General features: G+C 60.2%; 13 protein-coding genes. 11 read left to right on the top strand and 2 right to left on the bottom strand.

Annotated features, from left to right (window positions below):
• From BLT75_RS24520 to BLT75_RS21860, 6 genes are all read left to right on the top strand, one after another.
• On the top strand, positions 1–958 hold a 958-nt coding region (locus BLT75_RS24520), incomplete at its 5' end, for an MBG domain-containing protein (protein ID WP_281243200.1).
• Positions 959–968: 10 nt separating this feature from the next.
• Entirely contained in the window at positions 969–2,894 is a 1,926-nt protein-coding gene (locus BLT75_RS21880; protein WP_093037268.1) for a caspase family protein, read from the top strand.
• 320 nt (positions 2,895–3,214) lie between these two features.
• The gene (locus BLT75_RS21875; protein WP_093037265.1) at positions 3,215–4,456 is read left to right on the top strand and encodes an aromatic ring-hydroxylating oxygenase subunit alpha; all 1,242 of its coding nucleotides are present in this window, start codon (positions 3,215–3,217) and stop codon (positions 4,454–4,456) included.
• A 4-nt stretch (positions 4,457–4,460) separates the two neighbouring features.
• Positions 4,461–5,546: an FAD-binding oxidoreductase gene (locus BLT75_RS21870; RefSeq protein ID WP_093037262.1), complete on the top strand. Its 1,086-nt coding sequence runs from the start codon at positions 4,461–4,463 to the stop codon at positions 5,544–5,546.
• A 222-nt stretch (positions 5,547–5,768) separates the two neighbouring features.
• Positions 5,769–6,059 carry a trimethylamine methyltransferase family protein gene (locus BLT75_RS21865; protein WP_093037260.1) on the top strand — a complete coding sequence of 97 codons (291 nt, stop codon included), beginning with the start codon at positions 5,769–5,771 and terminating at the stop codon, positions 6,057–6,059.
• Positions 6,060–6,235: 176 nt separating this feature from the next.
• The gene (locus tag BLT75_RS21860) at positions 6,236–6,556 is read left to right on the top strand and encodes a helix-turn-helix domain-containing protein (RefSeq protein ID WP_143028629.1); all 321 of its coding nucleotides are present in this window, start codon (positions 6,236–6,238) and stop codon (positions 6,554–6,556) included.
• A 98-nt stretch (positions 6,557–6,654) separates the two neighbouring features.
• Here the strand turns inward: BLT75_RS21860 and BLT75_RS21855 are convergent, their stop codons facing one another.
• Positions 6,655–7,398 carry a helix-turn-helix transcriptional regulator gene (locus tag BLT75_RS21855; protein ID WP_093037254.1) on the bottom strand — a complete coding sequence of 248 codons (744 nt, stop codon included), beginning with the start codon at positions 7,396–7,398 and terminating at the stop codon, positions 6,655–6,657.
• Between the two features lie 95 nt (positions 7,399–7,493).
• Between BLT75_RS21855 and BLT75_RS21850 the strand changes: the two genes are divergently transcribed.
• Together BLT75_RS21850 and BLT75_RS21845 are read left to right on the top strand one after the other, a co-directional pair.
• Positions 7,494–7,895, top strand: a complete 402-nt coding sequence (locus BLT75_RS21850; RefSeq protein WP_218128996.1) for an HIT family protein — start codon at positions 7,494–7,496, stop codon at positions 7,893–7,895.
• A 281-nt stretch (positions 7,896–8,176) separates the two neighbouring features.
• On the top strand, positions 8,177–8,608 hold the full coding sequence (locus tag BLT75_RS21845) for a GtrA family protein (protein WP_245706619.1): 432 nt from the start codon (positions 8,177–8,179) through the stop codon (positions 8,606–8,608).
• On the opposite strand, the gene BLT75_RS21840 is transcribed toward BLT75_RS21845, so the two are convergent.
• The gene (locus BLT75_RS21840; RefSeq protein WP_176828181.1) at positions 8,576–10,009 is read right to left on the bottom strand and encodes a UbiA family prenyltransferase; all 1,434 of its coding nucleotides are present in this window, start codon (positions 10,007–10,009) and stop codon (positions 8,576–8,578) included. The two genes, BLT75_RS21845 and BLT75_RS21840, sit on opposite strands and share 33 nt — an antisense overlap.
• A gap of 209 nt (positions 10,010–10,218) precedes the next feature.
• Between BLT75_RS21840 and BLT75_RS21835 the strand changes: the two genes are divergently transcribed.
• From BLT75_RS21835 to BLT75_RS21825, 3 genes are read left to right on the top strand one after another with little or no spacing between them, the layout of a single operon-like run.
• Positions 10,219–11,253, top strand: coding sequence for an NAD-dependent epimerase/dehydratase family protein (locus tag BLT75_RS21835; protein ID WP_093037242.1), 1,035 nt, complete (start codon positions 10,219–10,221; stop codon positions 11,251–11,253).
• A 23-nt stretch (positions 11,254–11,276) separates the two neighbouring features.
• Positions 11,277–13,034, top strand: coding sequence for a hypothetical protein (locus BLT75_RS21830; RefSeq protein ID WP_093037239.1), 1,758 nt, complete (start codon positions 11,277–11,279; stop codon positions 13,032–13,034).
• Complete coding sequence (locus BLT75_RS21825; protein ID WP_093037236.1) at positions 13,031–14,014, top strand: SUMF1/EgtB/PvdO family nonheme iron enzyme; 984 nt, start codon at positions 13,031–13,033, stop codon at positions 14,012–14,014. The genes BLT75_RS21830 and BLT75_RS21825 overlap by 4 nt, the downstream gene beginning before the upstream one ends.
• The last annotated feature ends 70 nt before the right edge of the window (positions 14,015–14,084 follow it).

The following is a 14,084-nucleotide window of genomic DNA, read 5'->3' as shown; positions in this document are numbered from 1 at the left end:
GCCTTACGCCATCGTGGCCTCGGACGCGGTGGGCTCGGGGCTGGAGAATTACGACATCACTTATGTCGACGGCGCGCTTACGGTGACACCGGCGCCGCTGGTGGTGACGGCTCTGGACCAGATCAAGTTCCAGGGTGAGGAGTTCGTGTTCCAGGGCAATGAAATCTCGGTATCTGGGCTGGTCGTGGCAGGGGACAGTGTCAATGCCGCGACACTTACCAGCCCTGGTGCGCCAATCGGGGCGCTTGCGGCCAACAGCCCGTTCGCAATCGGGGTTGGAGGGGCTACCGGTACCGGGCTTGAGAACTACGCGATTAGCTATGTTGATGGCACGATGGTCGTAGACCTGCCCTCCGATACGGTGCCGCGCCCGCCAGTGTCGGTCGAATTCGGGCTGCCGAATCCGGCGGATGATATCCGGGTTCTGTTTGCCGAAGGCGAGACCTTCACTGGTATGCCGGGGTCATTCGGTCCGATCAGGCAGGCTGCGCTGACGACTTTGGGAGATGTGCGCGTCATATCGGATCGGCTGGTGATCGCCGCAGAAAGCTGCCAGCAGGGCAGCAACGATGTCAGCCGTTACCTGGCGTGCCTGTCGGATGCTCTGAACAGTTTCGCAGCGGAGCTCGACGAGATTTCGGCGGATCTGCCGCCCGGCATGGAAAACGTGGCGACCATCATCCGGAATGCGCGTTCGAATGTGGACAGCGCGCGTCAAAGGGCAGAACGGCGGTTGGCCACGGCAACGACAGATGCCGAGCGCGAGGCGATCCGGCGCGATGCGCTGGCCGAGGCAAGAACGGCTCTGGATGACGCGGCGGGGGAAATCCGCAAGGCGATCTCGCTGGTGCGGGTCGAAGACCCCGAATTGGCGGACATTCAGCGGGCCACGATCACCACGGTGTCGGACGCCCTCGAAACCGCGGGCATCCAGTTGTCGAGAGTATCGGATCTGTGATGTGGGCCCCATGCGAATCCTGATTGCGTCGCTCATCAGCCTGTGTTGTTTCATGGCGGCCGCCGTCGTCGCCGAGACGCGGGTGGCCTTTGTGCTGGGCAATTCGTCGTACCGCCATGTCGAGCCGTTGAAGAACCCCAGGAACGATGCGCTTGATCTGACCGTGGCGCTGGAGGGGCTCGGCTTTGACGTGCTGATGGGCAGCGATTACAGCCAGCAGAATATCCGCGACGCGATAGAAAGATTTGCCGAAACAGCCGAAACGGCGGATGTCGCCCTGTTTTTCTACGCGGGGCATGGGTTTCAGGTTGGCGGTCAGAATTATCTGGTGCCGACCGATGCACGGATAACATCGCCCGAGGATCTGCAGACCCAGACCGTACCGCTGGCCCATGTCGTCGAGGCGTTGGAGCGGTCACAGGGGTTGAAGCTGGTCTTTCTGGACGCCTGCCGCGACAACCCGTTCGGAACGGCGGTCGAGGACCTGCCCGGGGTCGGCAGCGGGCTGGCCCGGGTGGGTACATCCGCCGATTTCATGTTTGCCTATGCCACACAGCCCGACAACGTGGCCTATGACGGCACCGGCCGGAACAGTTTTTTCACACAGGCGCTTCTCGATCATATCTATACGCCCGGTCAGGACGTGTCCGAACTCATGATCGCGGTGCGGCGCGATGTTCTGGCGGCGACCGGCGGGCGGCAGATCCCGTGGGACAATTCTTCGCTCACCCGTGCCTTTCAGTTCGACCGCAACCCCGTGACGGTATCCGAGGAAACCATGTTGTGGCAGGTTGCCATCGAGGCGAAGAACGACGCCCTGATGGAGCTCTATATCGACCGCTATCCCCAGGGCGCGCATGCCGGAGATGTTCTGGCCTATCTGCAGACCGGGTCGCGCACGCGAGCGTTGGGGATACAGGACGAAGAGGCAGAGGCCGAGCGATTGTGGAGCCTCGCGCGGCGCAGCCGGATGCGGCCCTTGCTGGAGTTCTATCTGGAGCGGTACCCCGATGGCGCGCGCAGGGAGGAGGTCCGGCGTTTGCTGGACCTGTTGCCCAGGGCCGAAGACAGCACGCCCGAAGCGATCTGCGAAAGGCTGGCGACGCATCCCCGTGACGCAACCGCGTCGGTTCCCGGTGTGGCATTTGATCAATTGGCACAGAACACGCTTGCAGCTATCCAGGCGTGCTCTGCCGCGACCGTTCAATCGCCCGATCTGCCGCATTATACCGCCTTGCTGGCCCGTGCCACAGCGGCGTCGGGCGATATCGCCAGGGCTGTACAACTGTATCGGAGCGCCGCTGAACAAGGCGACCTTCGCGCCATGGTCAGCCTTGCACAACTGACGGAAAGCGGCAACGGCATACCACAGGATTACCAGGCGGCAATGGCATTGTACGAGCGTGCGGCCGAGGCGGGCAGCCCGGATGCCATGATCAACCTGGCGGTCTCGCTGTTTCAGGGCGACCGGGGCAAGACGGATCCCGAACGCGCCATTTCCCTGTTGCGCCGGGCGGCGGATCTCGGATCCGCGAAGGCCGTGTTCAACCTCGGCGTTCTGGCACAGGACGGGGTCATCGACACGCCGGATGCGGCTTTGGACTATTTCCTGCGGGCGGCGCGCGACGGTGAACACGAAGGTTATCGTGCGGCGGCGATCCTGCTTGACGAGGGGCGGGGGGTGGCGCGGGATGCGGGGCAGGCCGCAAACCTGCTGCTGCGCGGTGTCGCCGAAGACCGAGGAACGCTGTTGCAGCAGCTTACGAAGGCAACCGGCGACTGGTCGCCCGACACGATCAAGGCCATTCAGTCGCGCCTGCAAATGGCCGGCATTTACACGGGGACCGTTGATGGCTTGTCGGGGCCGGGGTTCTCGGCCGCGCTGACACGCTGGCGCAATGGCGGCTTCAAGGCAGAGGTTCTGGTGGCGAATTGAGGCCGTCTTGGCACAACCGCAAGCCCGGTCTGTCCAGCCTCCTTTTTGCACCCCCGGAACTCCCGTGATGCGCTCACCAAGTGGCGTGGTCTCGGCGCGGCATCAGGGACGGGCATCCGCCGCTTGGCGGGACCGGATCGAATCGTTCCGGCGCTCTCTCAGAAGGTCGTAAATCCTGCGCTGTCGGTCGCTAATTCCGGAGCCGAATGCCCCGCTCCATGAGAAGGCTGCTGCAACGACCGGAGCATGTCCCGGTGCGCAAAAACCAAAACCACCCCCTCTTCTCCGCCTTGTCGCGGAGGAATGAAAAAAGGTTACAAATGCTTCGCGAATCCGATGTTCTCTCCACGCTTATGCGCCGAAAGCCGGGCTATTCTCTGGCGCAGGACCTGTACTGCGATCCCGGCGTATTCCAGACCGACATGGACCGTATCTGGTACAAGGAATGGCTCTTTGCCATTCCGTCTTGCGAGATTCCCAAAAAGGGAAATTACGTCGTCCATGAAGTCGGCGCATATTCCGTCGTCATCGTTCGCGGCAATGACGACCAGATTCGCGCGTTCCACAATTCCTGCCGTCACCGTGGGTCAGTTCTTTGCAAGACCAAGAAAGGGACCGGACCCAAGTTGGTCTGCCCGTATCACCAATGGACTTATGAGCTGGATGGCAAACTTCTCTGGGCGCGTGAGATGGGACCGGATTTCGACGCCTCCAAGCACGGGCTGAAGCAGGTCCATTGCCGCAACGTGTCCGGGATGGTCTATATCTGCCTGGCCGACGAGGCGCCCGAGATCGAGGAATTCGTGGCGCAGACCGCGCGCTATCTTGCGCCGCACGATCTGGAAAACTCAAAGATCGCCTATGAGAGCACGATCGTCGAAAACGGCAACTGGAAGCTGGTGTGGGAAAACAACCGCGAGTGCTATCACTGTTCGGGCAACCACCCTTCGCTGTGCCGGACTTTCCCCGAAGACCCACGCGCCATCGGAAACGACGACAGCGGCGAGATGAACGCGCTGCAGCAGCAACACAGCCAGCGCTGTGACGCGGTCGGTGCGCCTTCGGCACATCTGGAGTCTGCCCTGGGGGACTGGCGGTTCGTACGGACACCGCTGCTGGACAATGCGGAAAGCTACACCATGGATGGCAAGGCTGCCGTCAGCAAACCGAATTCCTCCATTCCGTTCAAGGACGCGGGGTCGCTTTTGAAGTACAAGTATCCGGGAACCTGGAACCATTTCCTTTCCGATCACATCATAGTTTTCCGTGTGACACCGATCAGCCCGACACAGACCGAGGTCTGCACCAAATGGCTTGTCCACAAGGACGCCGTTGAAGGCCAGGACTATGACATCAAACGCCTGACAGAGGTCTGGATCGCAACGAATGATGAAGATCGCGAGGTGGTCGAAAACAACCAGCGCGGCATTCAATCGCCCGCCTATGAACCGGGGCCGTATTCCCCCACGCACGAGGGCGGCAACATCCAGTTCACCGACTGGTACGCAAACACGATGATCCGCGCGATCACCGGTGGCGTGAAACGGATCGCGGCGGAGTAGGGCCATGGCGTTGGACGTCGATCTCACAGTTTCCGGCGATGGCGGCATCTGGAACGATGCGGAGCCGCTGATCTGCTGTTCGGTGGTGCCCGAGGCCCCCAATACGGCAACATTCAGCTTCGTGTCGCCTTCCGGCCGTCAGTTCCGCTACGAGCCCGGCCAGTTCCTGACGCTGGAGCTGCCGGCTCCGGGCGGAACGGTCTGGAAAACCTATACGATTTCGTCTTCGCCCTCGCGTCCGTTGACGATTTCGGTAACAGTCAAGGCACAGGCTGGCAGCATCGGAACCCGCTGGATGCTGGACAACCTGCGGCCGGGCATGTCGATCAAGGCAACGGGGCCTGCCGGCATTTTCACCCTTCCGCGGAAGGAAGACCGAAAATACCTCTTCATCTCGGCCGGATCGGGAATAACGCCGTCATTGGCGATGACGACCTATCTCTTCGATCGGGGCACCGACATCGACGTGACCTTCGTGCACTGCGCCCAACGTCCGCAGGACATCATCGCACGGCAGCGACTGGAGCATATGGCCTCGCGCGTGCCGTCGATCAAACTGTTCTTCATCGTTGAGGAAGATGACCCCTATCGCGTCTGGACCGGTCTTCGCGGACGGCTGAACCAGCTCATGATCGGCCTGATCGCAGGGGACTATCTCGAACGCGATGTCTATTGCTGCGGCCCGGAACCCTTCATGGATGCCGTGCGCGATATGCTTATCGGTCTCGGCTACGACATGGGACGCTACCATCAGGAAAGTTTTGTCGCGCCGGTCAAGAAGGAAGAGCAGCTTCCCGAACATGACGATGTGGTGCCGGATGACAACGCCATTGCAAGCGTCGTCTTCAGCAAATCCGACGTGACCGCCGAATGCCACGAGACGGATACCATCCTTGCCGTCGCGCGCGGCTCGGGGATTGTCATTCCCTCGGGCTGCACATTTGGTGTGTGCGGCACCTGCAAGGTGCGCAAGACCGCTGGCGACGTCCATATGGTCCACAACGGCGGTATCTCGGATGAAGATATCGACGACGGATACATCCTTGCCTGCTGTTCCAAGCCGATCGGCAACGTCGAAATCGAAGTCTGAATTCCAGCGTCCCGCCTTTGACCTGATCCGGTCAGCGAGACAAATGTCCGGGGAATGCCGCAGGCAGGACAGGGTTCTTGTGGGTCAGGCTCAAGGTGGGGCGCTCCGGACCGGCCCGCGACTGCGGGCCGTAGTCGTTTATTGCAAGACCTGCTTCGTAAATCTGCACGAGCGGGCTCGGCTACTTGTCCCTTCTCTTCTGGACCCTAGAGGAGACCCGAAATGACCGAAACAATGGCCCGACCCCGTGTCCGCTCAGGCGGAGGTTCCGCGCGCCACACGCTGCGCACCACCCGCGATTTCTCCATGCTGCGCGGATTGACCCGTTTACTGCCGCTTTGCGAAGTCATGGACGGCGCACAGGTCGAGATGATCAATGCGGCCTCGATGGACATTCTTGAAAATATGGGTGTGCAGTTCCGCGATCCGATTGCCCTGGCCGACTGGCGGGCGACCGGCTGTTCGTGCTGTCGGGAAGCGATATGCAATCCAAGGACCACACGGTCCTTTTGAATGCTCTGCGGCGCAAGGACCGGTTGACCAAGACCAGTATCGGCGCGTTGTGCTCTGGCAGTTGGGTGCTGGCGATCAGTGGCTTTCCGAATGGGCGGGACGCATTGATCGACTGGGAATACCATGACCGCTTCATGAAAAAATTCCCCTAGGTGAATCTTCTACGGAATGTCTTCGTGGCGGATGACAAACATCCTACCGCGTCTGGCGGCACCGCTACGGCCGATCTCATGCTGCACCTGCGGGCCGAGGACCACGGAGGGGATCTCTCCGTCGCCGTTGCCGACCAGATGGCCTGCAATGCGGTACGCGAAGCGACCGCTGCGCAGAAGGTTTCGCTTCAGTCGCGCAACGGTATGCGCAATTCACATCTGGTCGCCGCCATCGCCCGGATGGAACAACAGCTCGAAAACCCTGTTTCGCCTGCCGGCATCTTCCTGGCCCCCAAAAGACCGAACGGCGGCCAGAGATGCCGGTCGCCTTTTCAGCGCGAATGACTGGTGTCGGTTCTTCAAGGCCGTTGCCAAAATCGTCTGTGACAGTTCTGGCAGAGTGTCTCGGGCCGGAAAGGCTTGCACGGTTTGCTCGTGACGGATCAATGGCGTCTGGATGATGCGTCCAATGCTCCTGTCTCCAGGGCGCGAGCGACAGCATGGCTTCGGTTCATGGCGTCGAGGCGGCGGCAGGCACTTGCTATATGCAGGTCGATCGTTTTTGGTGACAATCCCAGCCGCGAAGCAATCTGCTTGCTGGTCAACCCTTCGGAAATGAGAGCCAGACACTCGCGTTCACGCGGCGACAGCAGAGATGTCGCCGGTGTGATTGCCCCGAAACTCAGGTGCAGGGCATAGGCAGCACCGGCAAGGTTACCGCTGAAACGGGCCAGCCAGTCTTCGAAAACGCCCCGCTGTTCGAAGTGAATCAAGGAAAAGGAGCCATAACGATTGGCTGCCGCATCGTGGATCGGCACCGAAATACCCGCCGATATCCGGTGATCGCGCAAGTGTTGCCAGAGAACGTCCGTGGAACGCTCAAAATCGCGCTCTGCAAGCAGCTTGTTCCAGTATACCGGAGCGAAGCTCGTCCGGATGGCCGCACGTACGGGATCAACGGCGTGACGCTGCGGGTCGTTGCAGTAATCCGACCACCAGCCTTTTGTTTCATCGTCACATAGAACCCTGTCGGAACGTGGGCGCGACCTGCCGGGCGCCTCCTCTCTTGGGGCACCGAAGGCATAAAACAGTGCGGTCCTGTCAGGCAGGTGCAAGCTTCTTCGGATGTAGTCCAGCCTCGCCTTCGGTTCGAGGTGACGGAAACCTTCAAGAACGTATGCTGTCATGCCAGGCTATCCTGAATATAGGGAATTCTCCCAGATTGCCCTTGCTCGATTGTTCCGCAAAAATGTTTTCGCGGCAAACCAGTAAAGTGATTCAAATGACTGTTTTCTCTCGGATCATCGCGGGTGAAATTCCCTGCGCCAAGGTGTTCGAAGACGATCACGTTTTCGCCTTCATGGATGCCGGGCAGGTCAACCCCGGCCATGTCATCGTCGCGCTGAAGCGGCCGGCCGAGACGATCCTGGACATGACGGATGAAGAGGCCGGGGCGCTTTTCCGGGCGGCACGGCGTATCGCGGTCGCGGTGCAAGCGGCGTTCAAACCGGAGGGGCTGACGATCTTGCAGGCCAACCGCCCGGCAGGCTGGCAGACCGTGCCTCATGTCCATCTGCACGTTTTGCCACGCCATGCTGATGATGGGGTGACTCTGGGCTGGCCCCGCAAGGAACCGGATATCGAAGTGCTCAGGCAACTTGCCGGACAGATCGAAGTGGAATGATCGACTGGCGCTGCCGGATGGTATCCGGTCAAGGCGGGCAGGGCTGCATGAACGCATCATCGATGTGAGCCGCGAAACCAACCGGTTCGGCCCGATGTCTGCCTCGGAGATCCGGCATCGCCGGGCGATAAGGCTGGTGGCATGTCGGCGAGGCGTTCGCAAAGAGAAACGGTGAGCAGCGCCGGTTTTGGCGCGACGCGGATCCCATTCGGTAATCTTTCGGTGGTTCCCCCGATGCGTTTATGCTGAACTGTTTCAAATATCCAAATGGGTGAGAGAGGGTGGCAGGCACGGCTCTTCGCTACGCCGTTTTCGCGGCAATTGCGGTCATGGCAAACCTTGGTGTTCAGCGCTTGTCGTTGAAACAGTTCGACGGTGCCTACGGTTATGTTCTGGCCCTGATGCTGGGAACCGGCGTGGGACTGGTCCTCAAATATCTGCTCGACAAGAAGTGGATCTTTTCCGACAAACTGCAGGATGCCCGTAGCGAGGCACGGAAGTTTTCTCTTTACACTTTGACCGGCGTGGCCACGACCCTCTTGTTCTGGTGCAGCGAGACCATTTTCCTGGTTGTTTGGCAGACAGACCGGATGCGAGAGGTCGGAGCGGTTCTGGGCCTTACGCTGGGGTATACGCTGAAATATCGCCTGGACCGGGCTTACGTTTTTCCGCGTGAGAGGTCAGTACGATATCAGAAAGATGACAATGGATAGGGCAAGCATGCTCAGTCCGACTTTGTCACGGGTAACAAAAACCACCGTGTCGTAGTCTTCGCGTCCCGTCAAGCTCAGCCGGATTACCCTTGCGAGCCAGAGCCCAAAGGGCAGCATTGCCAGGGACATGAGCGGCGGCGTGCTGACATAAGTCGCGGCCCCGTCCAGCAAAGTAGCCAGAAGAAACAACACGACCGAAGCAAAAGCGCTGCCATAGGCGAGTCTTTCCAGATTGCGGGTGTCCGCTGGGCGATACCCGCGACCATGCAGTTGCTCTGGGGTCTTGAGACGAGCCAGTGCCGTCAGGCGTTTGACGCAGGCGAGGGAAAGAAACACGGCAAAGACGAAGCCGAGATACAAGGGCGTTACCGTGACATTTGCGGCAATCGCTCCTGTTATCAGGCGAATCAGAAAGAATGTCGCGAGCAGGCCGAGGTCGATCCAGCGCTTTTTCTTCAGCGACAGGGAATAGGCCAGGTTGAGCACCATGTAGAGTGCCGCCATGGCCCAGACCAATGGATCGACGGCAAGCGCAATCCCCCATGACAGTGTCACCAGTATCGTTCCCAGGCCCATCGCAACGGAAATGGGCAAACGTCCCGAGGCGATAGGGCGGTGCCGTTTTTCAGGATGACGGCGATCGGCGTCGAGGTCGGTCAGGTCGTTGAAAATGTATACGGCAGAAGCTGACAGGCCAAAGCTGAGCGCCGCGGCGAGTACCGCCAATCCGGCTGGCGCACTTGCCGGCAACCCGGCCAGGAACGGAAGAAAGATCAGAAGGTTCTTTATCCACTGAAACAGGCGCATTTCCCGAAAGACATCGCGCAGGGTCCAGCCGTCTTTCACGATGCTGACCGGCTTTCCCAGCCCGTTCAATCTCGCCGTCAATCGCCTGTCGGGCGCAACCGCAATGATCCGCCGTGCGGTTTGCCATGATGGCAGGTCAGCCCAGGAATTTCCCGCATAATCATACCCTTCAGCGCCGAACTGGCCAAGGATCACCGCCGCTTTTTCCTGGCGGGTCAGGTTTCTTTCCAGTCGCGTTCCCCAGTTTGGGCCCGGTATTTCGAACCGTTCCGCGACAGCTGTGACCAATGTTTCATCAGCCCCTGATGCCAGATGCACCGACCGGCCTTGTGCCTTGGAGTTCCGCACCAACTCCAGCACGTCCTGACGTTCCGGAAGCAGGCCGATGTCCGGGCGGGCGATCGCCAGCAGCTTGCGTTTCAATACCGCTGGGTTTGCCAGATTTCCGATCAGCACCAGCAAGGTTGCGATTGCGTTTCTGCCCAGGGCGGCCCAGATCGTTTCCAGCAGCAGGTCGGTTCGCAAGAGCGTCCCGTCGACATCGACGACGAGTGGGATTGTCTTCGGCTCCTGGTGCTGGGTCTTTTCCTGCATGGCGCGCTTTTGCCTAACCGTTTGCTGTTCCGCGAACCTGGCTGAATGTTTCGTATGTCTTGTGATCGTATCAGCATCGGCCCCTTTTATGCGACCTTTCTTGATGCAGATCATGTTTGCGCGCCGAGTGAATGCGTCAGGCTTGTGTTATAATTGGTTCAACCCGGCGCAAGCCGATTTTCGAACAAGCACGGCAGAATAGGGAAACGATGAATTTTCTCGTCACCGGCGGTGCCGGTTTCATGGGCATAAACCTCATCCGTCATCTGTTGGCCAGCGGGCATCAGGTGCGCAGCTACGATATCGCGCCCTTCACCTATCCCGAAGCGGATGCAATCTCGGTGCTGCAAGCCGACATTCGTGACCCTGTTCGTCATGACGAGGCGTTCGACGGGGTGGACGTGGTCGTTCACTGCGCCGCGGCCTTGCCCTTGAGCCCGGCTGAGGAGATCCGCTCGATAAATGTCGATGGGACCCGGATGCTGCTGGAAACCGCGCTTCAACAGGGTATCGGTCGTTTCATCCACATTTCCAGCACTGCGGTTTACGGGATTCCCGACCATCATCCGCTGACCGAGGATGACCCGATGTACGGGGTCGGTCCCTATGGTGAATCGAAGGTTCAGGCCGAACGGATCTGCTTGGAATATCGGGAAAAGGGCCTGTGCCTGCCGGTCCTGCGACCCAAGTCCTTTGTCGGGCCCGAGCGGCTTGGCGCGTTTGAGCTGCTTTATGACTTCGCCTTCGACGGGCATAATTTCCCGGTTCTGGGTTCGGGTAACAACCTCTATCAATTGCTGGATGTAGAGGACCTCAATAAGGCGGTGCTGCTGTGCGCGACCGCGCCATCGGACCGGGCAAACGACACGTTCAATGTGGGAGCGGAGCGCTTCGGCAGCCTGCGCGCAAGTTTTCAGGCCGTTCTGGACCGCGCCGGGCACGGCAAACGGATTGTCGGCCTTCCGGCGGCACCCGCCATCTGGACCCTTAGGGCATTGGAGACCGTCGGCCTTTCGCCGCTTTACAAGTGGATTTACGAGACCGCCGGCAAGGACAGTTTCGTCAGCATCGACAAGATCGTGGATCGGTTGGGGTTCACGCCCCGGTATTCCAACGAGGAGGCGCTGATCCGCAACTATGACTGGTATGTGGCAAACCACGACAGGATCTCGGTCGCATCCGGCGTGACGCACAGGGTGCCCTGGAAACGCGGCGCGCTGAAACTGTTGCGCCTCGTGATGTAGGGAAAATCGGGAAAGGAGTTCGGATGCGCCTGCTGACTGAAATATCCATGACCCGTGCGGTGACGATCGCTGTATCCGTGACCGCATTGCTGTTCCCGGTTACAGCAATGTCCCAATCCGCCGAGACCCTTGCAGAGCAACTCAGGAAATACGAGGCGGTGGAAGCCAAGACCGTACTCGATCTGCAACCGTTTCGGACAGCTTCCGCCGTCGACCTTGCGGATGGTCGGGGAAGCATCGTTCTGACCTCTCTCAATCCCAGTATCGGCGCTTGGTTCCTGCTTCAGGCGGTCGATGCAAAAGGCCGGGTGGTTGAAAGCTATCATCTTGAGCTTCCGCAGCCTGCTGGGCACTCCGTGTTACTCGATCCGGACGGGCCGGCCCTGACCCTGAGCGGGCCCGATGGAGCTGCATCCTGCACCCCTTGGGAAGATGAACTGGAGGCCGCCCGAAAGACCGCCTTGCCCTATGCGCCGGTTTGTGCCGGCCGGCTTTACCTGCGCAACAGGTCCAGGGGCGCACGTACCAGCCTCGAGGCGACGGCCGAGTTTCTGCGCGACAACATATGGGGCGGAGAATCCATCGTGCGTTTCGTGCGCGGGACATTCTTCAAGGATGCCGAACTGGAAGCCAGCCCTGTCGAAGGAAACGAGAGTACGGCCCGCAACGCAGCTGGTCCGCCGCCGATGCAAACCGAGGCCGCCGATAACCTGCGCCCGGTGATAGGTACGCTGCTGGATGTCGCGGTGACTGGGGCGGAAGACGGCCGCATGGCCATCGGGGTCTGGTACCCTGTTACGGGGATGCCGGGCGTCTTTGCCAGTGCCTTCCAGCCCGGCGCAATCGCACGTTCGGTGTTCGACAGCCCCGGCAAGGTCAACCGGCTCGACTCCGTGGAGGCCAACGCAACCGGATACATGATCGCATTCGATCTGTCGGCCTACGATTTGGGGTTTGCGCTGGGAACGGATCACCCAGGCCTGGGATGGTCGCCGCGTCCGGCCGCATCAGCCCGGCCGCGCGGACTGCCCGGACCCGACGGTATTAGGACGGCCGATCCGCTGGTGCGCCTTGGCATGGTCAACCCTGCATTGGCGAACCGGACGATCGCCACGTTCACAGGCGGTTTCAAGCGACAGCACGGCGCTTTCAAGTTCGGAGAGATGGCGACCTTCAACATGGGTCACCATTACGGTTTTATCGAAAACGGGGTGATCCTGAGCAAGTTGCAGCCCGGTCTTTCGACGATCGTGGTGTTGAATGACGGTACCGTGCATATGAAGACCTGGCAGGAGGAGGACAATGTGTTGCTTCCCCTGATCCGTTTCGCCCGCCAGAACGGCGTTGCCCTGCTGGAACGGGATGCCGGGTCCGGACAGGGGGTGCCGGGCGAACTGGTCACACAATGGGGCGGGGGGAATTGGTCGGGATCCGCTGACGCCGAGTTGCGTACCCTGCGGGCGGGTGCCTGCATCGTCGAGGACGGTCAGACAAATTACCTGGTCTACGGCTATTTTTCGACGGCGACGCCTTCGGCGATGGTACGCACCTTCCAGGCTTATGGGTGCGGTTATGCCATGCTGATGGACATGAACGCGTTGGAGCACACCTACCTGGCGCTCTACGTGCCGCGAGGCGGCAAGATACATGTCGCGCATATCGTGCCGGGCATGGGCCTTATCGACAAGAAACTGGCAGGCGGCAAGGTCATCCCGCGCTTCATCGGATATCCCGACAACAGGGATCTTTTCTACGTGATGCGAAAGGAGGTCGTAAAATGAAGAAGCGGAGATTGGCGCTCGCGGTAATGGGCTTTCTGTTCGTCTTTGCGCCCCTGGCAAGAAGCGAGACGCTGCAACAGGCCAACGAGGTATTGTTCGACCAGTTGGCGAGGGTCCACGGGCTGAGTCCGGCCCAGATGCAGCAGGTCCGGTCGATCTTTCAACGATCTGGTTATATCGGGCAGGGTAATCCGCGGATCACCCGGCATCCGATGACTCCGAGTGAATGCCAGGCCCGCGTTCCGGGGGGCGCGACAGGCTATGACGATGCACGGAACCGGCGCATCTGCGGTGATCGCTACATGGCTCCACTTTACGATCCACGTCTGGAAAATCCATCAGACGCAAAGGCTTGCATTGACCAGTTCGAATTTCCCAACATTCCGTGCACGTATCCCGTGGTCTGGGTCAAGGCGCGGGAAGCGGCCGAGATATGCGCGGCCGTCGGCAAGCGCCTGTGCGATGCACATGAATGGGAAGGAGCCTGCGCCGGGGCGCTTGAGCCGCCGGACTACCGGTTCGGCTCGGGTTCCGTTGCGGCTATGCGCCAGGCTCACAACGCCAAATACGGGGCCAGCAAGAATTGGGCCTATGGCAATGCTTATAAAAAGGGGGTTTGTGCCGCAGCAAGCCAGAAAAGCGCTACCTGTGGCGGTGGTGGATACAACAGCTGCGGTTCCAATACCTATCCAGCCGGCAGTTTTCCCGGCTGCAAGAGCGCGCTGGGCGTCTATGACCAACACGGCAATGCGGCCGAGCATATGAATCTGCCGTTGACGCCGGACCAGATGGCAAGCGCGGGCAGTCGCAAGCTGGGGGTGACAGAAATGAAGGGCAGTTGGTTCATCTTTGACCGCTACTATGCCCATCCAGATTGGTGCCGGTGGCGCGCACCCTATTGGCACGGCTCTCCTGTCATGAGCCAGTCGAGCCACGCGAACTACCATCTGGGGTTTCGCTGTTGCAAGACGATCGACTAGAGCGTTTGGGGACATGCCCGAAACATGCGACATCGCCAATGCCGCCAGCGCGCAGGGCACAGGCGATGCG

Source organism: Ruegeria marina (assembly GCF_900101475.1).
Classification (GTDB): Bacteria; Pseudomonadota; Alphaproteobacteria; order Rhodobacterales; family Rhodobacteraceae; genus Ruegeria_B; species Ruegeria_B marina.
Note: the sequence above shows the minus strand (reverse complement) of the source record. Positions and strands in the feature narration are given on the sequence as shown.